This is a genomic window from Ferdinandcohnia sp. SAFN-114 (assembly GCF_059415045.1).
The window spans coordinates 1-25,505 of record NZ_JBPFDQ010000037.1 but is presented as its reverse complement, the minus strand read 5'-3'; the positions used below and the strand labels follow the sequence as shown (position 1 = coordinate 25,505).

At 37.7% G+C, this 25,505-nt stretch carries 19 protein-coding genes, 16 tRNA genes and 1 rRNA gene; 10 read left to right on the top strand and 26 right to left on the bottom strand.

Annotated elements, in window-relative coordinates; genetic code table 11:
- Positions 1-75: 75 nt before the first annotated feature.
- Positions 76-840 (bottom strand): RQC-minor-1 family DNA-binding protein, encoded by a 765-nt coding sequence (locus ACR65M_RS13390; protein WP_440273546.1) that lies wholly within the window; start codon positions 838-840, stop codon positions 76-78.
- A gap of 2 nt (positions 841-842) precedes the next feature.
- Positions 843-1,082: a hypothetical protein gene (locus ACR65M_RS13385; RefSeq protein WP_440273545.1), complete on the bottom strand. Its 240-nt coding sequence runs from the start codon at positions 1,080-1,082 to the stop codon at positions 843-845.
- A 255-nt stretch (positions 1,083-1,337) separates the two neighbouring features.
- Here ACR65M_RS13385 and ACR65M_RS13380 point away from each other — a divergent pair, with 255 nt between their 5' ends.
- Positions 1,338-2,201 (top strand): AraC family transcriptional regulator, encoded by an 864-nt coding sequence (locus ACR65M_RS13380; protein WP_440273544.1) that lies wholly within the window; start codon positions 1,338-1,340, stop codon positions 2,199-2,201.
- Positions 2,202-2,429: 228 nt separating this feature from the next.
- Here ACR65M_RS13380 and ACR65M_RS13375 read toward each other — a convergent pair whose 3' ends face one another.
- Both ACR65M_RS13375 and gabT read right to left on the bottom strand, forming a co-directional pair.
- Positions 2,430-3,821: an NAD-dependent succinate-semialdehyde dehydrogenase gene (locus ACR65M_RS13375; protein WP_440273543.1), complete on the bottom strand. Its 1,392-nt coding sequence runs from the start codon at positions 3,819-3,821 to the stop codon at positions 2,430-2,432.
- 49 nt (positions 3,822-3,870) lie between these two features.
- The gene (gene gabT, locus ACR65M_RS13370) at positions 3,871-5,172 is read right to left on the bottom strand and encodes a 4-aminobutyrate--2-oxoglutarate transaminase (protein ID WP_440273542.1); all 1,302 of its coding nucleotides are present in this window, start codon (positions 5,170-5,172) and stop codon (positions 3,871-3,873) included.
- A gap of 127 nt (positions 5,173-5,299) precedes the next feature.
- Between gabT and gabR the strand changes: the two genes are divergently transcribed.
- A complete protein-coding gene (gene gabR, locus ACR65M_RS13365) occupies positions 5,300-6,715 on the top strand; it encodes a MocR-like transcriptional regulator GabR (RefSeq protein WP_440273541.1) in 1,416 nt (471 codons plus the stop codon).
- Positions 6,716-6,884: 169 nt separating this feature from the next.
- On the opposite strand, the gene ACR65M_RS13360 is transcribed toward gabR, so the two are convergent.
- Positions 6,885-8,288 carry a sigma-54 interaction domain-containing protein gene (locus tag ACR65M_RS13360; protein ID WP_440273540.1) on the bottom strand — a complete coding sequence of 468 codons (1,404 nt, stop codon included), beginning with the start codon at positions 8,286-8,288 and terminating at the stop codon, positions 6,885-6,887.
- Positions 8,289-8,544: 256 nt separating this feature from the next.
- On the opposite strand from ACR65M_RS13360, the gene ACR65M_RS13355 reads away from it, so the two are divergent.
- From ACR65M_RS13355 to ACR65M_RS13345, 3 genes are all read left to right on the top strand, one after another.
- Positions 8,545-10,197: an amidohydrolase gene (locus tag ACR65M_RS13355; protein ID WP_440273539.1), complete on the top strand. Its 1,653-nt coding sequence runs from the start codon at positions 8,545-8,547 to the stop codon at positions 10,195-10,197.
- 188 nt (positions 10,198-10,385) lie between these two features.
- Positions 10,386-11,993, top strand: coding sequence for a zinc-binding metallopeptidase family protein (locus ACR65M_RS13350; protein ID WP_440273538.1), 1,608 nt, complete (start codon positions 10,386-10,388; stop codon positions 11,991-11,993).
- A 124-nt stretch (positions 11,994-12,117) separates the two neighbouring features.
- Positions 12,118-13,659: a BCCT family transporter gene (locus tag ACR65M_RS13345; protein ID WP_440273537.1), complete on the top strand. Its 1,542-nt coding sequence runs from the start codon at positions 12,118-12,120 to the stop codon at positions 13,657-13,659.
- Between the two features lie 263 nt (positions 13,660-13,922).
- Here ACR65M_RS13345 and ACR65M_RS13340 read toward each other — a convergent pair whose 3' ends face one another.
- The gene (locus ACR65M_RS13340; protein ID WP_440273536.1) at positions 13,923-14,774 is read right to left on the bottom strand and encodes a DegV family protein; all 852 of its coding nucleotides are present in this window, start codon (positions 14,772-14,774) and stop codon (positions 13,923-13,925) included.
- 334 nt (positions 14,775-15,108) lie between these two features.
- Here ACR65M_RS13340 and ACR65M_RS13335 point away from each other — a divergent pair, with 334 nt between their 5' ends.
- The 4 genes from ACR65M_RS13335 to ACR65M_RS13320 all read left to right on the top strand — a co-directional run bounded on the left by ACR65M_RS13335 (position 15,109) and on the right by ACR65M_RS13320 (position 18,520).
- Complete coding sequence (locus ACR65M_RS13335) at positions 15,109-15,957, top strand: MBL fold metallo-hydrolase (protein WP_440273535.1); 849 nt, start codon at positions 15,109-15,111, stop codon at positions 15,955-15,957.
- A 227-nt stretch (positions 15,958-16,184) separates the two neighbouring features.
- Positions 16,185-16,388: a protein YkzT gene (locus ACR65M_RS13330; protein WP_341332670.1), complete on the top strand. Its 204-nt coding sequence runs from the start codon at positions 16,185-16,187 to the stop codon at positions 16,386-16,388.
- Positions 16,389-16,601: 213 nt separating this feature from the next.
- On the top strand, positions 16,602-17,699 hold the full coding sequence (locus ACR65M_RS13325) for a C40 family peptidase (RefSeq protein WP_440273534.1): 1,098 nt from the start codon (positions 16,602-16,604) through the stop codon (positions 17,697-17,699).
- A gap of 608 nt (positions 17,700-18,307) precedes the next feature.
- A complete protein-coding gene (locus ACR65M_RS13320) occupies positions 18,308-18,520 on the top strand; it encodes a YczF family membrane protein (protein ID WP_440273533.1) in 213 nt (70 codons plus the stop codon).
- Here ACR65M_RS13320 and ACR65M_RS13315 read toward each other — a convergent pair.
- From ACR65M_RS13315 to ACR65M_RS13305, 3 genes are read right to left on the bottom strand one after another with little or no spacing between them, the layout of a single operon-like run.
- The gene (locus tag ACR65M_RS13315) at positions 18,517-19,626 is read right to left on the bottom strand and encodes a GerAB/ArcD/ProY family transporter (RefSeq protein ID WP_341332673.1); all 1,110 of its coding nucleotides are present in this window, start codon (positions 19,624-19,626) and stop codon (positions 18,517-18,519) included. The genes ACR65M_RS13320 and ACR65M_RS13315 overlap by 4 nt on opposite strands.
- A 24-nt stretch (positions 19,627-19,650) precedes the next feature.
- Positions 19,651-20,826: a Ger(x)C family spore germination protein gene (locus ACR65M_RS13310; RefSeq protein WP_440273532.1), complete on the bottom strand. Its 1,176-nt coding sequence runs from the start codon at positions 20,824-20,826 to the stop codon at positions 19,651-19,653.
- Positions 20,823-22,331 carry a spore germination protein gene (locus ACR65M_RS13305; RefSeq protein ID WP_440273531.1) on the bottom strand — a complete coding sequence of 503 codons (1,509 nt, stop codon included), beginning with the start codon at positions 22,329-22,331 and terminating at the stop codon, positions 20,823-20,825. Before ACR65M_RS13305 ends, ACR65M_RS13310 begins: the two co-directional genes overlap by 4 nt.
- 234 nt (positions 22,332-22,565) lie before the next feature.
- Between ACR65M_RS13305 and ACR65M_RS13300 the strand changes: the two genes are divergently transcribed.
- A complete protein-coding gene (locus ACR65M_RS13300) occupies positions 22,566-23,165 on the top strand; it encodes a DedA family protein (RefSeq protein WP_440273530.1) in 600 nt (199 codons plus the stop codon).
- A gap of 147 nt (positions 23,166-23,312) precedes the next feature.
- Here ACR65M_RS13300 and ACR65M_RS13295 read toward each other — a convergent pair.
- The 17 genes from ACR65M_RS13295 to rrf form a co-directional block, all read right to left on the bottom strand.
- A tRNA-Leu gene (locus tag ACR65M_RS13295) sits at positions 23,313-23,393 on the bottom strand.
- A 29-nt stretch (positions 23,394-23,422) separates the two neighbouring features.
- Positions 23,423-23,508: transfer RNA gene (locus tag ACR65M_RS13290), tRNA-Leu, on the bottom strand.
- 37 nt (positions 23,509-23,545) lie between these two features.
- Positions 23,546-23,619: transfer RNA gene (locus ACR65M_RS13285), tRNA-Cys, on the bottom strand.
- Between the two features lie 2 nt (positions 23,620-23,621).
- A tRNA-Gly gene (locus tag ACR65M_RS13280) sits at positions 23,622-23,696 on the bottom strand.
- A gap of 23 nt (positions 23,697-23,719) precedes the next feature.
- Positions 23,720-23,794, bottom strand: a tRNA-Gln gene (locus ACR65M_RS13275).
- 41 nt (positions 23,795-23,835) lie between these two features.
- A tRNA-His gene (locus ACR65M_RS13270) sits at positions 23,836-23,911 on the bottom strand.
- Positions 23,912-23,922: 11 nt separating this feature from the next.
- Positions 23,923-23,996: transfer RNA gene (locus ACR65M_RS13265), tRNA-Trp, on the bottom strand.
- 44 nt (positions 23,997-24,040) lie between these two features.
- Positions 24,041-24,125: transfer RNA gene (locus ACR65M_RS13260), tRNA-Tyr, on the bottom strand.
- A gap of 15 nt (positions 24,126-24,140) precedes the next feature.
- Positions 24,141-24,216, bottom strand: a tRNA-Thr gene (locus ACR65M_RS13255).
- 7 nt (positions 24,217-24,223) lie between these two features.
- Positions 24,224-24,299 (bottom strand) — tRNA-Phe (locus tag ACR65M_RS13250).
- A gap of 8 nt (positions 24,300-24,307) precedes the next feature.
- Positions 24,308-24,383, bottom strand: a tRNA-Asp gene (locus ACR65M_RS13245).
- A gap of 229 nt (positions 24,384-24,612) precedes the next feature.
- A tRNA-Met gene (locus ACR65M_RS13240) sits at positions 24,613-24,689 on the bottom strand.
- Positions 24,690-24,854: 165 nt separating this feature from the next.
- Positions 24,855-24,930: transfer RNA gene (locus ACR65M_RS13235), tRNA-Val, on the bottom strand.
- A 4-nt stretch (positions 24,931-24,934) separates the two neighbouring features.
- Positions 24,935-25,009, bottom strand: a tRNA-Glu gene (locus ACR65M_RS13230).
- Positions 25,010-25,034: 25 nt separating this feature from the next.
- Positions 25,035-25,126 (bottom strand) — tRNA-Ser (locus tag ACR65M_RS13225).
- Between the two features lie 3 nt (positions 25,127-25,129).
- A tRNA-Asn gene (locus ACR65M_RS13220) sits at positions 25,130-25,204 on the bottom strand.
- A gap of 10 nt (positions 25,205-25,214) precedes the next feature.
- A 5S ribosomal RNA gene (gene rrf / locus ACR65M_RS13215) occupies positions 25,215-25,330 on the bottom strand.
- Between the last annotated feature and the right edge of the window lie 175 nt (positions 25,331-25,505).

Here is a 25,505-nt window from a genome sequence, read left to right as displayed (position 1 = left end):
AACCATGCCTTTAACTATTGGATTTTCTATTTTCATCCTATAAACCCTAGACAAACTTCGGGGCGTCACTGTGACCTAAAAATCCACGAAATCTCCAAACCTTCGAGTATCCCGGCATTCTTCACATCGTTTTGGAAAATCAAAGCCTTTTTGCTTATAGAATTGTTGTTCCCCAACTGTAAACGTAAAACGATCGCCACAATCCCAGCATTTTAGAAGTAAGTCTTTCGGTGCAGATCCCATTAATGCTTTTTGAATTTCTACTTTTCTATTTTGTACAGTAGCGTGTTCGACCGAATTATTTGATTCAATGGCCTTTATCGTTACTTGAATCTCTGCTCTTACTTTTTTATAATCTATTTTTTCCCAGGCTTGGAGGAAAGGAATATATTTGGGATCCCCAGTCTCTTTTATCCTATCTAAAAATAAAAATATCATTTCTCGATTACGGTCTTTTAAATACTCCATATCTGGTAGAGGCTTTTCCTCTTCTATCCAAGTATCCCACTCCTGCAAAAATTCATCCGCTCGCTGATTGGACTCAATAGTCCAGCCGCGTTTCGTATAGACAATGATTGGGAGCTTTCCAGAGTACTCTATATCCAAAAAGTCGTAATCAATCATCCAATCTACTTTTTCCAAAATATTAGCTATTGTTTCTGATTTGAAATAACCATAAACGGGACATTGATCCAAATCTAGTGCCAGAACCTTTTTTTCACGTGATCCTTTTAAGATTTTAGCTAGGAGTGTTCGACCTCCTTGTCCAATTATTTCATCTGCGGCCCTTAAAATCGCTAATTTTTCATTTACCGTCAATTCTTTTTTATGCGGCTCCATCTTTACCCTAGCACCCTCCCAAACTTATTTTCGTATAGATCTCGAATCCATTCTTTCACTGGTGCTTTCCATTGTTGATTAGGAGCCGGAATATTTTTAAGTAAGCTTTTTGGTGTCATGCCTAATTCTTTTGCCATCTGAATATCCGCCTGATTCAACAGGCAACGTTTTTTGGCTTCTGACCAATCGGATTTCATTTTCTTAGTTGCCATTTCTTTCATTCCTTTTCGAAATCTATTCACTTTTATAATTTTTTATTAATGAACAATACATCTATGCTACTAATCCATTATACAATATCCTCAGGAAACAAGTGCGCTGAGTGAATGTATTAATATCGCCGGCTTGGCTTGTTTGACCAAGGAAATTGTCCGAGAACATCTCTTGAGACTTGTAAGTTTGTATAGAAGTTAAGGATTCGATATATTTCATGTTAAAAATGTCGAGTCTGAATAAAGCGGCTTTGCTATGATATAGACATGACAAGGAGGGATAACTTGTTAAAGGAATTAAACCAGGTAATCGACTATATTGAAAATCATTTAATAGATGAGCTGCCTCTTGAAAGTATTTCCGAGTATGCTGGGGTTTCGGACTTTCACTTTAGAAAGATCTTCTTTTACCTGTCAGGATTGACGCTTAGTGAATATATCAAAAACAGAAGATTGTCAGAGGCCAATAAGGATTTATTGAACGGAGAAAAAGTAACGGATGTCGCTTTCAAATATGGGTATCAGTCAGTAGACGGCTTTACGCGAGCCTTTAAAAAATGGAGTGGTTTCTTACCCTCAGATGTCATCAAAACAGGGATAACTAAGTCGTTTCCCAAGCTTTCATTCGTCATTACAGTTAAAGGAGGAACTTCCATGGAGTTTAGAATTGAAGACAAACCGGCATTTAATCTAGTCGGTGTAAGTAAACGAGTGCCTATGCAATTTGAAGGGGTCAATAACGAGATTGTAAAGCTAGCTCAAAGCATTACAGAGGAACAAAAAGCAGAAATGCATGCCCTTCAAAACATAGAACCATATGAAATCGTGAATGCATCTTATCACGCGGACGAGAATTTCTTAAAAGAAGAGGGAGATCTAACCCACATGATCGGTGTGTTAACAACGGAAAATCAAGTAAGTGATCGATTAGACATAGTACCAGTCGAAGCATGTACATGGGCAATCTTCCCAAATGAAGGACCATTTCCAACTACACTACAAGAAACCATGGCCAAAACCTATTCAGAATGGCTTCCTTCTTCCGATTACGAAGTCATCAATGTCCCTTCTTTTTCGTTCACAAAAATGGATAAAGACAAAGAAGGTTACGCATATAGTGAGGTTTGGATTCCGGTGAGGAAGAAGTGAAAACATACATTGAAATTTAACTAAGATGCTACAGATAGTTGTTGCTTATAAGATCAGGTACATTTCTAATCCACAATGAGAATCAAAACAACATTCTATTTCCTATTTACCGTTCGGCAAATTTTGAGACGTCACTGTGACCTAAAAATACGTGCGAATCAAAAAACGATTCCTTTACCCATTGGAATCGTTTTTTGATTCGATAAATTTCGGGGCGTCACTGTCACCTTAAAGATTTCCGATTGATAAATATTTTGTTTCCAAGTATGGTTCGATACCTTCGATGCCGCCTTCTCGGCCTAATCCGCTTTCTTTCATACCGCCAAATGGGATGTGTGCTCCAGATGGGGCACCATCATTCCAGCCAATGATTCCGAAATCTAGATGATCGTGCAGATAAGTACCTGTTTTATAGTTATTAGTAAAAAAATAAGCTGCAAGTCCATAAGGAGTACTATTTGCAATTTCTACAGCTTCTTCCAACGTTTTAAAAGTAGTGATTGGAGCAACTGGTCCAAATGTTTCTTCCTGCATGATGTCCATATTAGATGTGACATTTGCCAATACAGTTGGATACACATAGAAATACCCTTTTTCCTTATCCACTTTGTACTGATTACCCGCTAATACTTCTGCCCCTTTTTGCACTGCATCATTGATTTGGGCTACGATTTTATCAAAACCTTTTTCATTAATAATTGGCCCTATTTGAGTATCCTTATCCAACCCATTTCCAACTATTAATTGACTTGCCTCATTTGCCAATTTTGTTGAGAAGGCCTCTACAACATTCTCATGTACAATAATTCGATTTGCACATACACATGTCTGTCCGGCATTTCGAAACTTTGTAGCCAGCGTTTGTTTTACAGCAAAATCAATATCTGCATCTTCGGCAACAATAAGAGGAGCATGCCCTCCTAATTCCATCGTAACGTGTTTTACCGTTTCAGCACTAGCCTTGATTAAATTCTTTCCAACAGGTGTAGAACCAGTGAACGTGATTTTTCGAATATATTCACTACTAGTAAAAATGTTGCCAACTACGGAACCGGGACCGTTTACATATTGAATAACATCAGTAGGTATGCCAGCTTCATGAGCAAGCTCAACTAATCTCATAGTTGTTAATGGTGTCTCTACTGCAGGCTTTACGATAAATGGGCAGCCCGCTGCTAAAGCAGGTGCAGCTTTTCTTGTCATCATTGCTGCCGGGAAATTCCATGGTGTGATGGCAGCAACAAGCCCAATTGGCTGCTTGCTAACTACAATGCGCTTTGTTTCGCTCGATGCAGGGACAGTACGTCCATAAATTCGTTTGGCTTCCTCTGCATACCAGTCGATATAACTTGTCGCATAGTCTACTTCACCAAGCGATTCAGCCAAAGGTTTCCCATTTTCTAACGTCATAATTTCTGCGATTTCTTCCTTATGTTCTTGTACAATACGAGACCAGTTTGTTAATAAACGTGAGCGTTCATGAGCATTGACCTTTGACCATTCTCTAAAACTATCGTGTCCCGTTTTGATTGCTTCCTTTATTTCTTCTTCAGAATTGATTTTAACTTCTTGCACAAGTTGACCTGTAGCTGGGTTTTGTACTCTTATTGTATGACCCATAGTAACACTTCCTTTCCTTGTTTGTTACAAATTCTAGAATACTCAAATGTTATTGAAATGCTTTTTCTAAAATAGTTAGTCCTTTTTCTAGTTCCTCATCTGTCATCACTAAAGGAGTCAAAAACCGAATCACATTGCCTTTTAAACCAGCCGTTAGAAGTAAAAGACCATTTTCATTAGCATACTTTGCAATTTCCGATGTTTTGGTTTTGTTTGGACGTTTAGTCGTTTGGTCTTCAACAATCTCACAGGCAACCATTGCCCCTAATCGACGAATATCCCCAACATAATCATGCTTTTCTGCTAGCTTTTTGAGTGTTTCTTCAATTTTTTGTCCAAGGATTTCTGCTCTTTCAACCAGCTTCTCTTCCTCCATGATGTCAATAACAGCTAAGGCAGCAGCACAAGCAACTGGGTTTCCTGCGTACGTACCACCTAATTCACCTGGATCGGCAACATTAAGTATTTCCTTTTTACCTACAACACCGCTTAATGGTAGTCCTGCAGCTAAAGATTTTGAAACAGTGATTAAATCAGGTGTTACACCAAAATGATCAATCGCAAACAGTTTTCCTGTACGTCCAAATCCTGTTTGGATTTCATCTGCAACAAATACAATCCCGTTTTCTTTGCAGAACTCACTCACCGCTTGAACGAATTTTTTCGGTGGAATTATAAATCCGCCTTCCCCTTGAACAGGTTCCATCACGATACAAGCAACTGTTTCAGGTGCTACGGTAGCGATGAAGAAATCTTTGAATTCTTCAATCTTCATATCAATATACCTTTCTTCTGTCATACCTTCTGGCTTATGATACATATAAGGAAAAGGTGCTTGATAAATTTCCGGGGCGAATGGACCAAATCCAAACTTATATGGCTTCACCTTACTTGTCATTCCCATTGTTAAATTCGTTCTTCCATGGTAACCGCGGATAAATGATACAACCGCCTGACGTCCAGTATAACGTCGAGAAATTTTTATTGCATTTTCAACTGCTTCTGCACCTGAATTAAAGAAGATTGCCTGCTTTTCAAAGTCACCAGGTGTAATTTGGCATAGCCTTTCAGCCAGTTTGATATAACTTTCATACATGATCACATTGAAACCAGGATGTAAAAATCTATCGACTTGTTCTTTCACTGCTTCGGTCACTTTTGGATGACTGTGACCCACATTCAACGTACCAATCGCACTGGCAAAATCAATCCACTCGTTCCCATCAATATCAGTAATTGTCGCACCTGCTGCTTTATGTGCAATATTTAAATTACCGTTACTAACACCTTTTGGAACGTATTTTTGTCGTTTTTCTTGTAATTCTTTTGAACTAATATAAGCTGTAGTCATATTTCTCCCCCTCATTTCTTGTGATTTTAAAATTAATTGAATTTAATGATAGTTTGACATTGTTTTGGTATAATGAAAAGTACCAAAGATAGAAAAATGATGGTACCAGTGATAATGGGGTGGTAGGATGATTTTTTTAAAAAAAGATAAAGATTCACAAGGTAAATATATATATCAACAAATCTATGAAGAAATAAGAGAAAGCATCTTAAAAGGGAGACTGAAACCGGGCGAAAAGCTCCCTGCAAAGAGAGCGTTGGCAGACCACTTAAATGTCAGTACAAACTCCGTTATGAACGCCTATGAACAACTATTAGCGGAAGGATATATCTATACCATCGAAAGAAAAGGATATTTTGTCGAAAAAATTACGCAGTTTATCAATCAAGGAGACTCAAACAAATATAGCTTACCAAATGATCTTAAAGAAAATACTATTGATAAAGAGGACTTGCTTTCACTATCCCATATGACCTCGAATATATCACTTTTCCCCTTTAATGAATGGATGAAATGCCAGCAGAAAGCAATCGAGAACCACAAAAACGAGCTTTCGGAAATCATCCATCCACAAGGTCCGTATATAGTAAGAAAAACAATTAGCCGTTTAATCTCCCTTAATCGGGGGGTAATTTGTGAACCGGAACAAATAGTAATAGGGGCCGGGACCATGTTACTGGTACGTCAATTAATGGGAATGCAGAATAAAAATACAATTATTGCAATGGAGAATCCTGGGTACTCGCGGTTATATTCACTCCTTAAAAACATGGAATTTACCGTACATCCTGTACAATTAGATAAGAAAGGCATTCGGATAAAAGAAATTGACAAAGTTAACGCAAACTTTGTCTTTGTTACCCCCTCACACCAATTTCCAACCGGGGAGATCATGCCTATTACCAGACGGATTGAGTTATTAAATTGGGCATCTGTTGATGATAACCGTTTTATTGTTGAGGATGATTATGATAGCGAATACAAATATGAGACTGATAACATCCCTTCATTACAAAGTTTAGATCGAAATCATCGTGTCATCTATACAGGAACTTTTTCAAAAACGATGCTACCTGGTATTCGGATAAGCTATATGGTCCTACCGCCTGATTTATTAAGGTTGTACCACAAGCATTATCGTCATTCAATGCAATCTAGCAATACACTAAACCTTTTCACATTGCACTATTTTATCGAAAATGGAGAGTATAGTCGCCATCTAAAAAGGATGAACAATCATTATGAGACAAAAAGAAAAATACTGACCAAAGAGCTAGTTACTTATTTTGGCGATCAAATTAAGATTGAAGATATACCCGCTGGACTCCATTTCCTTGCCCACTTTCAAACAGATAAAACCTATGAAGAAATTGAGGAGAATGCAAAACACCAAAAGCTAGAAGTCTATTCCATTAAACGTTTCATGTTAAAAAGTCAGGATCATCCTAGAGGTTGGATTTCCTTAGTAATTGGGTTTGCGAACATCTTAGAAGAAAAAATACCAGAAGCAGTGAAACGACTTTATAATGTATTATTAAGCTAAAATTGTAACTTCGAAAACATTGATTGAACTGTCACCTATGGCCATAGCCCAATATTCACCTGGGCTTTGGCCTTTGACAAAAATGCCGGACCCCCGAACACGGAAATACATGCCCTTCCGTCGACAAATTTCGGCGTCACTGTGACGTAGTTCAACAGATCCTACAAATCTACGATTCACTCACAACAGATCCCCTAGTTATTCCGTATTTTTTCAATTTCCTGACTATAGTGGGTTGGCTAACGCCGAGGTATCGGGACATTTCTGTGGTACTATTACATCGTTCCATTGCCCCTTTTAGAACTTGGGCCTCCACCTCCTCCATAATTTCTGGTAGATTTTTATTTTTTAGTGCCTGAACAGATAAAGCTCCATCTGGCAGGTTTGAGGAAACAAGCTTGCTAGGCAAGTGATTTAACTGTATTAAATTGTCTTCTACAGTTAATACCAACCTTTCTATTAAATTACCTAACTCACGGACATTTCCTGGCCAATCATATTGAAGCAAATTATCAATGACAGCATGATCCAATACTTTTTCCTGTTGATATCTGCTATTAAACGTCTGCGTTAAATTCATAATTAAGGACAATAAATCTTCTCTTCTTTCTCTTAAAGATGGGATTGGAATATGAATGACTGAAAGTCGGAAATATAAGTCCGCTCTAAACTTCCCAAGCCTTACTCTCTCTATTAAATCCACATTCGTGGCTGCAACGAGACGGAAGTTCACCGATTTTGGCTTTGTGTCCCCGATACGGAAGAATTCTTTCTTTTGAATTAAGGTTAATAGTTTTGCTTGAAGGTTCATAGGCAACTCACCAATCTCATCCAAAAATAAAGTACCAGTCTCCGCTTCTTCTACGAGCCCTTTCTTCCCTTTTGGGTTTGCTCCTGTAAAAGCTCCTGCATCATACCCAAATAATTCTGATTCTAGTAGGGTTTCTGGGATACTGCTACAATTAATGGTGACAAAGTTCCCTTTTCTCCCACTCCAATTGTGCAGGTGTTCTGCTAATAAACTTTTCCCAACACCCGACTCTCCGGTAAAGAGAACTGTTATATCCGTATGTGCTACGCGGTTAATCAATTCAACCACATTTTTCATTTGTTCACTCTTAGCTATAATATGGGGGTCAGCAGACTGCTTATTTTGCAGCTCCCTCAGTTCGTTTTTAATGCTCTCCATTTCTCCTTCCATCATTTTGACATACATTTTCATTTGTTCTAATTCGGTAACATCTTGAGAGTACGTTACAACATATTTCATCTTTTGATTCTCATCGTAAACAATATTTCCTATAACAAGAAGCTTTTTACCACTCCTAGTTTGCTGAATTAGGGCTTGCTTTTTTTCCGTTTCTAGTACTTTCTTTACTACGGATGGATAAAAGATGCCTTCCTTTTCTAATTGCATAACCGAATAACCAATGAGATTTTCTTTTTTGGTATCCAGCCAATATTCTACTGAAGAATTTGCATATACAATTTTTCCTTCTTTATCTGCAACAATAATATCTGAATAAATATTTTCAACGATTTCCTCCCAATCCCATAAACTATCAAAATTCATAGAAAATTCCCCCTTATTCGTATTATAGCAGAAGGTTATTCAATTTCGTATAACCTTATCCAATTTTGAATAGGAAGATTATGCTGATATCTAGGGATTTTCACTCAGAAGGTTATACAGAATTGAATAGGATAAGTATATTAAATTTATAAAAAACCCAAAGAAACAAAGGTTTATTAAATTGGCACGACTCTTGCATATAAAATTCGCAAGAAAAAATATACTATATCATTTACTACTAGAGAGGAGAATACAGATGCAAGAACAATCTTTGCTTTTTTATAATGGAAGTATCTTAACTATGGGGGAAAAGGAGCATGTCGAAGCAGTAGCGGTAAGAGGGAACAAAATCGTTCGTACAGGTACTCTTCAGGATTGCCGATTATCTTTGCAAGGTAGTTATTTTCAAGAAATAGATTTAAACGGACGTTGTCTACTCCCAGGATTTATTGATCCTCATCTACACTTAATGATGTTAGGTATGTGCCATACCTGGATTGACGTTAGTTATCCAAAGGTAAAAAGTATTGATGATTTAGTTAAAGAACTTTCAATACACAAAGATAACCTTCGGGACGGTGCAATCATTCGGGGTTATGGTTTTGACCAGAGAACTCTTAAGGAAAAACGATATCCAACCGCTGATGATTTAGATCGTATTAGTACCGAATACCCAGTGCAAATTATGCATGCAAGTGGACATTCAAACGTAGTCAACCACTATCTTCTCGATCAACTTGGTATTGATGAAAGCACGAAAGACCCAGAAGGGGGCGCCATTGGTAGAGACGAAAATGGCAAACCGAATGGTCAGTTATTTGACAGTGCAAATGACTTTTTTGCTAAGAAATCTGGAGTTTTAATTGGCAATCACGGACCAAACATACACATGCCTGATATTCCTGAGAATCTACAAACGCTCATTACAGTCGGACAGGAGCAGTGTGTCTCAGCTGGTCTCACAACAATCAATGATCCACAGGTAACAAAGCAGGAAATGGAATCATTTCATGTAGCTAAAAAAGATGGAAATTTAAAAATCCGTGTCGTAATGTCGTTTATTTCAACCTATTTAGATGAGCTGATTCGACTTGGTTTCCACTCAGGTTTCGGTGATGAGCAATTATCCATCGGGTCGATTAAATTTTACGCAGATGGTTCCTTAAATTCTGGTACCGCTTACCTATCAACGAACTATGCAGATAGTGCGAGGAAAAAAGGTTACCTTTACCATAAAGTTGAAGTATTCAAGGAAATGTTTGTTAAAGCCCACCAGCAAGGCTTTCAAACGTTAACACATGCACAAGGAGATAGCGCCATTCAACTCGTAATCGACAGTGTGAAAGAGGCTCAGGCAAGTTCATGCACAGACGTGAAAGAATTGCGACATCGAATTGAACATTGCGGGTTGCCAGACCCTGCCCAAATTGATGATATTAAAGAACTAGGTATTTGGCCGATTCCACAGCCACAGCATGTATATCAATTTGGAGAAGGAGTTATTAGCCAAGTAGGAGATTTCGGGAAAAATTACTCACCTTACGGATGGTTTAAAGAAAAAAATATCCCAGTCGTATTATCATCTGATGCACCGGTAGCACCACCAAACCCTTTACTTGCAATCTATGCAGCAGTCACAAGGTCTACCTTACAAGGAAATATTATTGGTGAAGAACATAAAATTACACTTACCGAGGCTTTAAGAGGATACACAATCGAAGCAGCAAGATCTATACGCAAAGAAAATTTGATTGGGTCGATTGAGGACGGAAAACTAGCCGACTTTGCTATTCTTTCCCATAATCCATATGAAGTGCCAACAGAACAAATCAAGAATATCGATGTTTGTGAAACCTGGATAGCAGGAGAAAAGGTCTTTGAAAATAAAAAAGAAGCATCACTAATATAGGTAGGAAAATAACGTCGGTACTAGTTAGTACTTGGGAAAAGAGAAGGCTTTTTCTTACGTGCAATGAATTCGGGAGGAAACAATTCTATTTCTGTTCGCCTTGCTACCGACGTATCCTTTCTTAAATATAATTCATTAAATTAATTTTATTATTATTTTTAAAGCTACAACTTAATGGGGAGATAAATATGACGATAAAAGAAAAACAAACAGTTGTGGAAGAAAAACAATCTGTAATGGATTGGGTTGAGAAAAATAAAGCAGACCTCTCTGATTGGAACCAAATCATCTGGAATTATGGGGAAACAGCATGGAGGGAATATAAGTCCGCAAAATGGTATGTAGAACAGTTACGTAAAGAAGGATTTACAGTGGAAGAAGGCAGTGCTGGCATGCCTACAGCCTTTTGTGCCACCTGGGAGAATGGGGATGGACCAGTAATTGGAGGATACGCTGAGTATGATGCTATTCCGGGAAACTGCCAGGCAGCCGATACGAAAGAGCGTCCGAGAGGCGGGTTAAGTAAATATGCAGGTGGACATACCGATCCCCATTCTGCACTAGGTATCGGATCCTTTGGAGGTTTTCTAGCGGCCAAGGCCGTAATGGAAAAATACGATATAAAAGGAAAACTCAAATTCTTTGGGGAACCAGCTGAAAAAGTTAGAGGTTCAAAGCCAATCCATGCAGCAAAAGGATATTATGATAATCTTGACGCTGCTATTAGTTTTCATCCGTTTTATATGCTACCATTATGTAACACCACTCGTTGGAATACCCATTGTGCAGTCGCTTATTCCGTGATGTACACGTTTACTTGTGATGAGCCGGAAACTTGGCTGTCCCTAGGAGATGATTCACCAATTCCTGCGTCCCACGCGGCTGTTCGTGCACCAGGTGCTACCGATGCAGTTGTCAATATGTATACTTTATCTAAAATGTACAAAGAACATATGCTCCCCCATAACTTGGGCTGGAGTGTCAATGAGACAATATTAAATACTGGTCAAGCTACTGCTGACAATATCCCTGGACAAATGTCACAAATCTATTATTTCATTCGTGTACCTGATATTAAAATGGCAGAGGATGTTGTAAAGGTACTGGATCAAAACGCCGAAAGTGTTGCAAAAGCTGCACATTGTATCTGGAAACGAGAATGGGTTACAAAATCCAGAGCAGGCCTTGAAAACCATACAATGGCAATGGCCACATTTAAAAATTTAGAACTAGCAGGTGCTCCAAAGTTTGACGGAGATGCGATTAAGATAGCCCAAGAAATTCAGAAAAATCTCGGGTTCGAACCATTAGAAAAACCGTATTTGAATGAAATAGAAAACCTTATTCACCCAGAGGATGCTGAGAGAAAATTACGGGAAACTCTCCCAGCCATCCAACGTCATTTTACCTCGGATGACTATACAGAATATTGCTGGCACGCACCCACTGTACGACTTTACATTGGTAGACCAGCATTAAAGGCGCCAAAACCAGGGTATTCCTACCCCACTTGGGTTATGAATGCATTAGGCGGAATACGTGAATGTATAGATCCGATGATCGTGAGTGCATCAAAAACAATTGGGTTGACGATTATTGATCTATTAACACAGCCTGAATTGCTCAAACAAGCACAGGATGAATTTAAAGAAAGAACTGGCGGGGGTATCGGTGGAAGTAAGTGGCAAGAACCATTATGTGATTATAAGCCACCAATTCACTACCGTTGGCCTGAATATGTTACTACCGAACGCGGAAAAGACCACTGGGTTATACCAGCTGAAGGTAACGAGTAATTAATAAGACAGGAAAGCTCATTTAGTGAAGTACGATTTACCCAGATAAGGTGAAGCTAGTTGTGGCCTTCCTTTAAATAAAAATTACAGAATTTTTTAACTTTTAAAAAAAGGGGGAATGTGTATGCTTAAAAATTCTGTCGTCGTTGGAGCACTAATTTTTACGTTTGTTTTTGTTGCTCTTGGGTTATTTGTTCCAGAAAAGCTAGGTGAAATATCTTCATACATTCTATTCACGTTTATTGGAGAATATTTTGGATGGTTTTATATGCTTGTTGCTTTCTTCTTTGTAATTACTTGTTTGTATGTTGCCTTTTCAAAGTACGGAAAAATCCGGTTAGGGAAAGACACGGATAGACCTGAATTCAGTACATTTTCTTGGATTGCGATGCTTTATAGCTGCGGACTCGCTATCAGTCTATTCTTTTGGGGCGTTGCAGAGCCAGTATTAATGTATCTAGAACCACCGTTTGGGGAAGGTGGTACTAAAGAATCCGCGGAAATTGCGATGCAGTATACTTTTTTCCACTGGGGACTTCACAGTTGGGGAACTTATGCAATTATCGGGTTAATTCTAGCATACTTCCAATATAGAAAAAACTCACCACCATTAATTAACCATACATTACAGCCAATTTTAGGAAAAAGATCTTTTGGACCGATTGGAAAGTTCATTAACATTCTAGCAATCTTTGCCACGATCAGTGGTCTCTCAACCTCACTAGGTCTTGGCGTTAACCAAATGGGAGCAGGCCTTGAATATGAATATGGAATTGCAAACAACACTACCAATAATATCATTTTAATCCTAATCTTAACCGCTATGTTCATTGCTTCTGCAAGTACAGGTATTGAGCGCGGGATTAAATGGTTATCCAATATTAACATCATCATCGCTTTAACCATCATGATAGCAATTTTCCTTCTAGGACCAACAAGAAATATTATAGAAATAATCGTTACTTCAACTGGTGATTATATAAACAATTTCATCGGAATGAGTTTTCATTTAGAACCATTTCTCAATGATTATAGCTGGCAAGCCTCCTGGGACTTCTTCTACTGGGGCTGGGCTATTAGCTTTGGTGTATTCGTCGGACTCTTTTTTGCCCGTATTTCTAAAGGTAGGACAATTAAAGAATTTATTATCGGAGCTATGCTCGTTCCAACTATTGCAACAATGATTTGGTATGCAACAATCGGTGGCAGTGCACTCTATAACATTGTCAATCTTGGGAACACAGAACTGGCTAATCGAATCTTAGAAAATATGAACACGGCTCTATTCTATTTCTTGGATTTATTCCCTGCCAGTCCAATATTGATTCTCATGACATTTATTTCCTTGGTCATCTTTTTCGTTACTTCTGCCGATTCTTCTGTTTTCGTACTTGCTATGTATAGTGAGGAATCAATGGAACCAACGAATAAGAGTAAAATTATGTGGGGAATCGTTATTGCTGGTGTGGCAATTGCACTCCTTTTAACTGGAGGTTTAACTCCACTTCAAACCTTATCAGCAGTTGCAGGTCTGCCATTCTCGATAGTCATTGTAGCCATGAGTATATATTTCTTTAAATCTTTACGAGAAGAACAAGCTATACTCCAATCTCAACAAGAGGTAACAAAATATAGTGAAGTAGAATTAAAGGAAAAAAGTTCCTAAAATTCTGCTGAAGCAATCCCTGAGAAGGGATTGCTTCTTTTAATTTAGGAATATGTAATGGTGTGATTTGTTATACTATACTCAGTGTACATACTTAAGTTAGTTTACCACATTATTCCATTCATCAAGATTTATAGAATTCTTTCTTGTTACTTCTCCCATCCCCTGATAAAAGGTGCCTGATCCCGAACACGAAAATGCATGCTCCTCCGTTGACAAATTTCGAGGCGTCACTGTGACGTAGAAAACTATGACTTTAAATTCTATCTCTCCAAGCCTGCAATTCCAAATCCGCCTGGTCCAGCATGGGTGGAGATCATGGCGCCGGCCTGTATCCAACTGATATTTTCAAATCCATGTTCTTTTGCGACATCGGTCATTCTTTCCTTAATCTTTTCATCTAGGCCAAGGGAGTATACTAAATAAATTTGACCTTTATCAATGTCGTATTGATTTAAATAGTCTTGGATCAGTTTTTCCGTGACGGTACTCATATTCCCGCGATACTTCTTAGTAGATGTGAGTTTTCCATCTATTAATTCGATACATGGCTTAATTTTCAACAAAGCACCTCCGAGATAAGCTAGGTTACTTACTCTTCCACCCGCTTTTAAAAACTCTAGACTGCCAGGAACAAAAGCCAACCTAGATTTCGGGACGATCGCTTCGATTTTTTTGACTAACTGTTCAGGATCAATCGTAGGTTCTTTTGCTACTATATCTACTGCATACATCACAATAGCAGCTAGTCCTCCCGTAACGTTCAATGCATCAATTAGAAAAATATCATTTAACTCTTCCGTTGCAATAATGGCATTTTGGAAGGAAGAAGATGCCTTAGACGTATAACCTATATGGATAATGACACAACCGGGAAAGTCCGTTTTTATCTGTTTAAAGAATTCCTCATATTCATAAACATTTGTTGCAGTTGTGGAGGGGATTTTCTTGGTTCGCTCATAATAATCATATATATCCTCTACCGGCAACGCCCCATCTAAATAATCCTTATCACCCATGATAACGTGCATCGGAACCACTTGAACAGAGTGTTTGCTCGTCCAATCCAAAGGTAAATCCGCGCCACTTTCCGTAGTTAAAATAATTCTACCCAATTATTATTCCCCTCTCATCTCCCATTATGGGTCGGTTGTTAACCATCGTACCTAAACCAACTATACATTATACGAAAGCGTTTTACAGAATTTTTTTAAGTAGAAATAAAGCAATGTGGCTTGAAAATAGAAGGTTACGCATTAGTGAGGCTTGATTCTTGTGAAGAAGAAGTGAAAACAAGTACTGAAAGTTGATTGAAGTTTATCTATAAACTCTCGACAAACTTCGAGCCGTTTCGGGGCGTCACTGTGACTTTATAAAGTCTCAATTTTATCCCCTCTACAAATAGGATATAATGAACAATACATACAATCTTGAAGGAGTTCATACACCATGCAAACATTGCAAAAGCTTTCCAATCGTCTTTTCTACCTGCCTCCAGTTCAACAAGCAGACCGTCCGATTTTGGTAGCGATTGTGGGAGATGACCAGACATTGTTAATTGATGCTGGAAACTCTTCTAATCATGCTAAACTTTCCAAAGAGCAATTAGCTTCCTATCATGTCACCGGAGATATTCTCGCTCTTACACATTGGCATTGGGATCATATATTTGGTTTGAATGAAATGGACATGCCTTCAATCGCAAATAACATGACCTATGAAAAAATAAAAGAACTGCAGCAACTATCATGGGAAGATAAGGAATTGGATGAACGTGTTGAAGCAGGGATTGAGATTCCGTTTTGTGCTGACGCGATTAAACTTGAGCTCCGAAATGACAGAGATATAATCATACCGAATCCCACAATTATTTTTGAAGAGAAAATAAAACTGAATCTCGGTGGGGTTACGTGCATCATCGAACATATTGGTGGAGACCATTCAGCTGATTCAAATCTCCTCTACATTGCTGAGGAAAAAACGATCATTCTCGGTGATTGCCTCTATGCAAATCTGTACGCAGAAAAATGGCACTATACGATTGAAAAAATGGGTAAACTTCTAGAGAAAATCGAAAAATACGATGCAGATATCTATTTCCTCTCTCATCATCCAGGACCACTAACTAAGGGTGAATTTTCTTCTTTTGTAACACTACTAAAGACTAGTGTCTTATTGACTGAGAAACATAAAGGAAATCTTGAAAAAATCAAAACAGAGATGGCCTCGTATTTTCAACGTGAGTTAACGGAAGATGATTTAGAAATTATCACATACTTTGTGAATGGGTATGTGTAACATGACAGTAACCCCGTGGTGATTATTTACCTTGGGGTTTATTTATTTATTTGTATTGGAATTGACCATTCTTCTCCTCTATCTTCATAATTGAATTTAATTGTTACAACATTTCAAACAGAAATATGAAGGAAATGTGAACCTTTTCACAAATGTATTTTCAAACTACTTATTCGAGATATACTGTAAGTAGTTTGAAAATAATCTTCCAAGGAAGGTGCTAGGTAATGAAAGGTACAGCATTATTAATCAATAAAGACCACTCTCTAACAGTATTAGAAAACGTTGAGCATGATGTATACGAAGATCTAGTAAGTCTCGAAGATTGTAAAAATATAAAATGTACCATAAATGACAAAGAAGTTCAATTTGACCCCATCGATAAAGTCGTTTGGTATGAAGAAACAATCGACTGGGAATACGGTTATTAATCATAGACAATATTTCATCCATAAACAAAGCTTGCAGTATTTAAATTACTGCAAGCTTATTTTTTATATCATCGACAGAGAATGAGCAATTATGGCAAAACACCTTATTATAATGGATAACTATTCCTCTATTTCCACATTAATCTACATACCTAGACATTTCTATAGTATAATTATTAACTAGAATAATAGAATAATGAGGAGGTCCAAGAGTTGGGTAAAAAGAAATTATATATGTCCGTGACTACGACTGCAGTCATTGCCTCTGCACTATTTGCTGCGGAAGAGGCTGAGGCAGCAAGCACGTACAAAGTTCAGAGTGGTGATTCACTGTGGAAGATTGCTCAAAAACATGATCTTACTGTTTCACAATTGAAGTCCTTAAATAGTTTAAGCAGCGATCTTATTTTCCCAAATCAAGTCCTTAAGACAGAAATAACTACCAACAATAATTCAGGCAGCAATAACACGCAACCTACAAATGAAAAAGAAACCCAAAGGCCTAGTACATCGAAGGCAACTACATATACGGTTAGATCTGGTGATACACTAAGTGGTATTGCCGTGAAACATAAGATTTCAATTAATGAACTAATGAAGTGGAATAACTTGAATTCTACTCTTATCTTCCCAGGAAACGTGTTTGTTGTAAGTAAACCTACTTCTTCTGAGGAACCAAGTAACTCTACTCCGGAGAAACCAAACAACACTACTACTGAAAAAACAGAGCAACCTCAAGAAGAAAGTGTTCAATCCGCTTCTGTTTATACAGTTAAGTCAGGCGATACTCTATCAAGAATTGCAATTGAATATAAAGTGACAGTTCCAAACCTTAGAAAATGGAACAACTTGAAATCAGATATGATCTACATTGGTCAAAAGCTAACGATTGGTGATGGGGCAAAAGTAGAAACTCCTACAGTTGAAACCCCATCAAATAATAGTAGCTATAACGTAAATCAGTTGATTAAAGTAGCTAAAAACCAATTGGGAATCAGCTATTCATGGGGTGGATCTACACCTAATGGATTTGACTGCAGTGGATTCATATACTATGCATATAAGTCAGCAGGATTAGATACTCTTCGTTATTCAAGCGAGGGTTACCATATGCGCTCTTATTATGTTAATACACCTAAAGTTGGAGACTTAGTATTCTTCCAGGGAACCTATAAATCTGGCATCTCTCATGTCGGGATTTATCTTGGAAACAACCAATTCATTCATGCTTCAAATGACGGAGTTGTCATTTCAAATGTAAATGACTCTTATTGGAAAAAACATTTTGAAAGCTTTAAGAGGTTTTATTAAATACAAGAGGAAGTTCATTCTCAGGGATGGACTTCCTTTTTAGTAGGTTTGTAAAAAAAAGCCTCATCCAAAACTAGAGGAGCGCGAGAACAGGGTCAAATTTATTATTTATTCAAAAATTAACAAGACGTGTCTTCACCGGAGGGCCACATATCAAGAGTTTTATGGATAAATTGTTCCAAACCCGTTTCTTATTCTTTGCATCATATTGAATGTGAAAGGCTACACTCCTATATTGTTCAATTATACTGTTAGTTTACAGTAATTTTATAGTCATTTTATATTCATCTTCCTCATATGTCTAAAAATTCACAGCACAACTAAAAAGAAATAATGTTACCATCAATTTTTTTCCAACAGAGTGCTAAAACCATTGCTAATAGCACTCTATTTATAATGCTATTTGTGATTTTCCTACAATATCTAAACTACTTAGCATACAATATCCTGTGTTTTCCTTAGGTATTGTGCTTTACTAACAACTTATGTACTTCTTCCATTAACCGCCTTATTAAAAATATTGAATTCACTCGTTTATGATAGTTTATATATGTTAAACCTAGTAATTAAAGTCATATTTCGAATTTTGTGTGGGTGAATGTATGCGTATGTTAATTGTTCTTTTATCTATATTTGTTAGTACAATAGCTCTTATTGTTCTTGTAGACGTCTATCAGGGCCACAGCCTATACGAAGCTTGGTATAGTCTCAAGAATTTATTAATTGTAGCTAAAGGGGAAGATTATTTTCTAATCATTATTTTCATCATTACATATCTATTGTTATTATTCTCTTATTTTCGCGGAAAGAAAAAACCTTAATTTAAAGATGTATTTCGTGTTACCTTCTCCTTAATTGTTACCAAAATAAATAAAAGTATCGGGATGACAATTTGAAATGGTAAATGCAGCACATATGGGACCGTTTTCAAACCCTCATCTATGTGAGTTTGGTAACTTGGTGCAATCAAAATAGAGGATAAGAAAATTACTGCCCCAATTGAAAAGGTCGATAACGTATTTTGTTTAATCTTGAACAAATTATTCATTCCAATTACAGCACAAAAGAAAAACAATGATACTTTTACAAATCCCAAGATCACAACTAGTATGATGATAAACGTATCTAGACGCTGGATAAACCCTGCAATATTAATATATCCAACAGCTGTTAATGCTGGCGATGTAGCACTCGAAAGAGTTTCCGTTCCCAAAATAGATATTAAAATAAGTATGTTTAATGTTAAGTAAAGACCTGCAACACCAATCGCCATTATTCCAACTTTCAATATTTTAGTATGCTTATTTATAAATGGCAGGATCATTGAAAGAGTAATTAATTCTCCGTACGGAACCATAGTAGATAAGGGTAACTCTTTAAATATTGGCTTCCAGCCTTCTGCAAGTATTGGTTTTATGTTCTCGAGATGAATAATATAACCATTAATTACGAACAAAATGTTCATTATAAATAGAGCCATTCCTATAATAAAAAAACTGATGAGAATTACCCTAGAGATTACCTCAAAACCAAGATTTATAGCGTAAATTAAGACAAACAACATAGAAATTCCTAGAGTTATGAGAGATGTTCTTGTGTATGGAGAACTGCTTAATAATTCTTCCATATCGCGTAACACTCTTGATGCTATATAAATAAAATAAATGATATAAAAATAACTTATGATACTTCCAACGTATTTGCCCATTATCTTTTTTATGTATTCCGTTAAAGGTAAATCCGGATAATACTTGTACAGTCGATAGTAAATTGTAAATAATATCATTCCTGCAACAGGTGAAATAAGTGTTACAATCCAAGCATCTTCCCTTGCACCACTTCCTATATTTAAGAAAATTGTAGTTCCAAACAAAAAAAGCACAATGATTGAAAATAATTGAAAACCATCAATTTTAACATTGGGCAAAACGATTCATCTCCTTATTTTTCACTACCTAATTTGATACGGTTTAGATGAAAGTCCTGAATCAATAAGTGTTGCGTTTACATGAACCTCAATTTTTGCATCAGAGTATATTGAATCCCACTCCTTCTTATGTTTTTTCCAATAATTTGGATTTTCCTTATTTAATTTGTTACCAAATCCAAATACATCTGTACCTTGGTCCTGTGAGATTTTAATTGTATTCTCTATTTCTTCCTTTATTTTTTTTTCTAAATCTTTCTCTACTCTGTCTAAAACTTGCGCGTTACTAAAATCCAAATAACAGCTTGTTTCCGAAATTTCATTCGTTAACCCTACATCTACTCGTAATGTTGGAGTCGGCTTTAAAACTGTGTTGATCTTACTGTTACTTCTTTTGGCCGTAAACGTAATATGGTCACCTTCACCACAGGGTACCAGAAATGACGAACTCTCTACTTCTGAAAGAATCAAGTGTGCTGTTCGAGCAAGTTCCCCGTCATACCAACCCACTAACTTATCTTTCTTAAAAATGGCTAATCCGCTTACTTCTATTAGAGCAGGCTTGATATTATTTAAATTGTCAGTTTGGTTACTAGATGTTAACTCCTTATTTAGTTGAATTCCTGTTAATAGAAGTTCTTTACCCTCACTTGATATAGAAGAAATGGCTTCGTGTATAGGTGTAATTTTAGCAAGGCCATACATCGTTTGATTGTTTTCACTCGTACTTTTAATACTTTTTGTTGGATTTGACTCAAGTGGTTCAACTACTCCTAAAATGTTTTCTGCTGAATCTCCTCTAGCAATAAAAACTGGAAATGTAGTTCTAGTTTGTTTTCCACGTACAAAAGGATCAAGCAAAAGTTTTAAACCCTTCCTTGCTAGGGATTCACTAATAACTACTAAAGAAAGATGTGAGACATCATTTTCTCTTGGTATGATATTAGACGCGATTCGATAGGCATCAACTAAAGTATTTGATTCGACTGTATAATTTGTAATTGGTAATCCTGAAGTAGAACCTGTTGGAGACAATTGACTAGGATTTATCACTTGAAAAGTAACCCGATAACCATTTTCCATATTTTTAGCAGGGTCTATTCCCATAGCTACGATTAGTCCTAATTCATTTAGTTCTCTGTAGTTTGAGCATCCAGTGAGCAGCATCATAATTAAAAGTATCTTACAGATTTTCTTCATTTTTGACCCCTACTCGTATTTGTTTGCATCTCATTTGATTGTTCTACTTTTGACTGCCTCATAAATAAGGAATGAATCGGGAAGCGGATTAAACTATCTTTTTGCGCATCAATCCTTAGTGGTGAAAAAGGCGCAAAATACGGTACACCGAACGATCGTAAACTACAAAGATGCAATAAGATACATAGAGTAAATAATAGTATTCCATAAAAGCCTATAAAAGCAGAACAGAATATTAAAATAAACCGTAACCCTCTAGCAACATTTACAACACTTGTATAAGGTAAGGTAAAACTACTAATTGCAGACGTGGCAACGATGATGACTATTGCCGCCGATACAAAACCTGCTTCGACAGCTGCTTGTCCTAAAATTAGTGCTCCAACAATGGAGACAGCTGGTCCAATGGCTCTAGGCATTCGTACCCCAGCTTCTCTTAAAACTTCAAATGCTAGCTCCATTAGTAATAATTCAATAATTGCCGGAAATGGAACCCTTTCCCTTTGAGCCATCAACGTGACCATCAATGTCGTAGGAATTAATCCGTGATGATGCGTTATTAGAGCAAGATAGATTGCAGAAGCGTACATATTTACTAAGAAGGTTCCTATACGAACCAATCTTAAAAATGAACTAAATACATTGTTTTCATAATAATCTTCTGGAGAGTGAAAAAACTGCACAAAATACACTGGTAGAGTTAGTACAAATGGTGTCCCCTGTATGAATATAGCAATTTTGCCTTCCAATAGATTACCTGCAACAACATCTGGCCGTTCGGAATTTTGAAGGAGTGGAAAGATTGTATTTCTATGATCTTTTATCGCTCCTTCTATATAATTGGAATCAAGTACATTATCTATTTTAATCCTCTTGACCCTAGAAATTACTTCCTTAACCATATCTTTATCTGCAATTCCCTCGATATACATAATGCCAACATCTGTTTTTGTTATATCACCAACTTTTGTTTGTTTGAGCCTTAATTTAGAATTTTGAATCCTAGATCGTATTAATGAGATGTTAGTACCCATATTTTCAGTAAAACTATCCTTTGGGCCTTTAATAACCGTTTGACTAGTAGGTTCATTAATAGAGCGGGACTGGAATTTCCTTGTGGCTATTGTTATTGCCTTTTGATTACCATTTATTAAAATAATGGTATCCCCTGATAATAGACTGTCTATAAGCTGAAACCATTCAGAAACATACTTAACCGAAGTGATAGATATTATTTGAAAGATTTTATCCGCTAAGTGTTCAGTAGTTACGGAAGTATTACATTCATTTAGAAGTTTTATAATTCGATTTACCACATTATTGTTAATACTTTCTTCATCTACAATTCCATTAAAATGAATGATTGCTACATTTTTATCGCTAGTAAACTTCAGCTTTCTTATCGATAAATCTGCACTATTCCCAAGCTCATTTTCTAATCTTTTTATATTATCATCTACACTGTCTTGAATAGACCTAAATATATTTGACTTTTCTGTGTTCACGTTAAATCCCCTCTAATGGAATTTATTTCATTTTTTTCATTATTAGCCTACCCCAAAGTTTATAAAATATTTAAAAGGGATTGTTGGGCTTGAAAAAGGAGGTAGGGGTGCATAAAAATAGGCAAATGTCATTTCTCAATTTTGACGTCTTTTACGTATAAAGTTAAGTTGTTAACAAACGCTAATTTTATTGGATTGATTAAACTTGTTCATAGTCAGGAATGAGGAAGGATAATGGGAATTGTTGAACGCTTATTTGCTCAATATGGATATTTTGTGTTACTAATCGGTCTACCTTTAGAACTAATTGCTTCTCCGATCCCACCTGGTAACTCAACACTTGCATACACCGGTTATTTATCGTACAAGCATGTTCTTAATCTACTTCCAGCTCTGACTGCCGCATACTCTGGTTCAGTGTTAGGAATAACAACCACCTATTTTATCGGAAACAAGTTTGGGATGACACTAATCGAAAAATACGGCAAATGGTTGTTTCTGAAGCCGAAACATATTAAGAAAACACGAAAAACCTATGAGAAATATGGAAACAAAATGCTATTATTTGGTTTCTTCTTGCCCGGTGTCAGACAGTTCAATAGCTATTTTGCAGGAATTATTCAGGTACCATTTCGAACCTTTGCACTTTATGCGTATTCAGGTTCCGTGTTATGGGTATCTTTTTTCATCGGTATCGGCTATATATTCGGTAACCAATGGCAGTTCGTTTTCACTTGGATTGAACAATTTATGAAGGTAATCTTATTAATTTTGTGTGGAATGATTGTAGTCTTTCTATTAAAAAAATGGCGCAAAAGAAAATTGGTACGGTGAATGCAACTAATTTTTTTTGCTGCTCCTTTAAAGTAGCAGTCAAGCTGATACTAAGAAATAAAAAAATTAAAACTCTCCATTCTACTGATATTTCTGGTTTAAACGCAAAAAAAAACACTTCTCATTTGATGAGAAGTGTTTTTGTGATACCGGTGGTCGGGGTCGAACCGACACTCCAGAGGAACACGATTTTGAGTCGTGCGCGTCTGCCAATTCCGCCACACCGGCGTATATAGAAAGAAAAAGACATCAGAAGATGCCGAGGACCGGAATCGAACCGGTACGGTAGTCACCTACCGCAGGATTTTAAGTCCTGTGCGTCTGCCAGTTCCGCCACCCCGGCAAGTCATAAAAAAGCACTTACATTCAGTTTAAAATAATGGAGGCGGCAACCGGATTCGAACCGGTGGTAAAGGTTTTGCAGACCTCTGCCTTACCACTTGGCTATGCCGCCATTGGAGCGGAAGACGGGATTCGAACCCGCGACCCCCACCTTGGCAAGGTGGTGTTCTACCACTGAACTACTTCCGCAAATTATTAATTAAGTAAAGAAATGGCTGGGCTAGCAGGATTCGAACCTACGAATGACGGAGTCAAAGTCCGTTGCCTTACCGCTTGGCTATAGCCCATTGATTAGCTGCGTATCAGCAGAAACATTATAAAATAAAAATGGGGCGGCTGATGGGAATCGAACCCACGAATGTCGGAACCACAATCCGATGCGTTAACCACTTCGCCACAGCCGCCACAATTATAATGGCAGGGGTAGTAGGAATCGAACCCACACCAAAGGTTTTGGAGACCTTCGTTCTACCTTTAAACTATACCCCTATGATATATAATATTCAAATCAAGATAAAAATGGAACTAATAAATGGTGGAGGGGGACGGATTCGAACCGCCGAACCCGGAGGGAGCGGATTTACAGTCCGCCGCGTTTAGCCACTTCGCTACCCCTCCATCATTAAATGAAGATGGTGCCGGCGATAGGAGTCGAACCCACGACCTACTGATTACAAGTCAGTTGCTCTACCAACTGAGCTACACCGGCATAAATATGGTGGCTCAGGACGGAATCGAACCGCCGACACAAGGATTTTCAGTCCTTTGCTCTACCGACTGAGCTACTGAGCCACTACATATGGCGGTCCCGACCGGGATCGAACCGGCGATCTCCTGCGTGACAGGCAGGCATGTTAACCGCTACACCACGGGACCATGTAAAATTATTAAATATTCAATGCGCAATTTCTTACGTTTGTTAACTGTTCCTTCCTCTACTAGTTTATTCGAGGATGATTATCCGTCGGCACAACTCGTAGTTGATTCGATGATGTTTTGCTCGTCGCTACACCACGGGACCAATTTTTTATTGAATATTTCGTCTTTTGTTTAAGAACAAATATTATATTACTATATTATTTTATTCTAGTCAACAACTTTTTTTTGGTTGCGGGGGCAGGATTTGAACCTACGACCTTCGGGTTATGAGCCCGACGAGCTACCAGACTGCTCCACCCCGCGATAATAGTAATATATAGTTTTTGTTATGCGCTTAGTTAGCTGTTGACTGTCCCTTCCTCTGCAAGCTAATTCAAGAAGCTTTATCCGTCGGGACAACTCGTAGTAACTTCGATGATGCAACGCTCGTTGCTCCACCCCGCGATAATAGAAAAACAACTTTTAAAATGGTGGAGGATGACGGGATCGAACCGCCGACCCCCTGCTTGTAAGGCAGGTGCTCTCCCAGCTGAGCTAATCCTCCATAATGGTGACCCGTACGGGATTCGAACCCGTGTTACCGCCGTGAAAGGGCGGTGTCTTAACCGCTTGACCAACGGGCCAACTTACTTGTAAATATATATATAGTGGCGGAGAGCAAGGGATTCGAACCCTTGAGACAGTGTTGACCGCCTACACGATTTCCAATCGTGCTCCTTCGACCACTCGGACAGCTCTCCAAATGGCTCCGCAGGTAGGACTCGAACCTACGACCGATCGGTTAACAGCCGATAGCTCTACCACTGAGCTACTGCGGAATGATACAAAACCTAGCGACGTCCTACTCTCACAGGGGCAATGCCCCAACTACCATCGGCGCTGAGAAGCTTAACTTCCGTGTTCGGTATGGGAACGGGTGTGACCTTCTCGCCATCGTCACTAGACTATTAAAAGAACATTTCCTATTATAATCTCTTTTCGAGATAAATCAAGAGGAAATTCATTCCTTCAAAACTAGATAACGTACTTACATTCATCTTCGAAGTATTTTGGTTAAGTCCTCGATCGATTAGTATCAGTCAGCTGCACATGTCACCATGCTTCCACCTCTGACCTATC

Bases quoted from the DNA above. Each gene is read 5' to 3' on its own strand.
- ACR65M_RS13390 (WP_440273546.1), bottom strand. From the start codon at position 840: ATGGAGCCGCATAAAAAAGAATTGACGGTAAATGAAAAATTAGCGATT.
- ACR65M_RS13375 (WP_440273543.1), bottom strand. From the start codon at position 3,821: ATGGGTCATACAATAAGAGTACAAAACCCAGCTACAGGTCAACTTGTG.
- gabT (WP_440273542.1), bottom strand. From the start codon at position 5,172: ATGACTACAGCTTATATTAGTTCAAAAGAATTACAAGAAAAACGACAA.
- gabR (WP_440273541.1), top strand. From the start codon at position 5,300: ATGATTTTTTTAAAAAAAGATAAAGATTCACAAGGTAAATATATATAT.
- ACR65M_RS13360 (WP_440273540.1), bottom strand. From the start codon at position 8,288: ATGAATTTTGATAGTTTATGGGATTGGGAGGAAATCGTTGAAAATATT.
- ACR65M_RS13355 (WP_440273539.1), top strand. From the start codon at position 8,545: ATGCAAGAACAATCTTTGCTTTTTTATAATGGAAGTATCTTAACTATG.
- ACR65M_RS13350 (WP_440273538.1), top strand. From the start codon at position 10,386: ATGACGATAAAAGAAAAACAAACAGTTGTGGAAGAAAAACAATCTGTA.
- ACR65M_RS13345 (WP_440273537.1), top strand. From the start codon at position 12,118: ATGCTTAAAAATTCTGTCGTCGTTGGAGCACTAATTTTTACGTTTGTT.
- ACR65M_RS13335 (WP_440273535.1), top strand. From the start codon at position 15,109: ATGCAAACATTGCAAAAGCTTTCCAATCGTCTTTTCTACCTGCCTCCA.
- ACR65M_RS13330 (WP_341332670.1), top strand. From the start codon at position 16,185: ATGAAAGGTACAGCATTATTAATCAATAAAGACCACTCTCTAACAGTA.
- ACR65M_RS13320 (WP_440273533.1), top strand. From the start codon at position 18,308: ATGTTAATTGTTCTTTTATCTATATTTGTTAGTACAATAGCTCTTATT.
- ACR65M_RS13310 (WP_440273532.1), bottom strand. From the start codon at position 20,826: ATGAAGAAAATCTGTAAGATACTTTTAATTATGATGCTGCTCACTGGA.
- ACR65M_RS13300 (WP_440273530.1), top strand. From the start codon at position 22,566: ATGGGAATTGTTGAACGCTTATTTGCTCAATATGGATATTTTGTGTTA.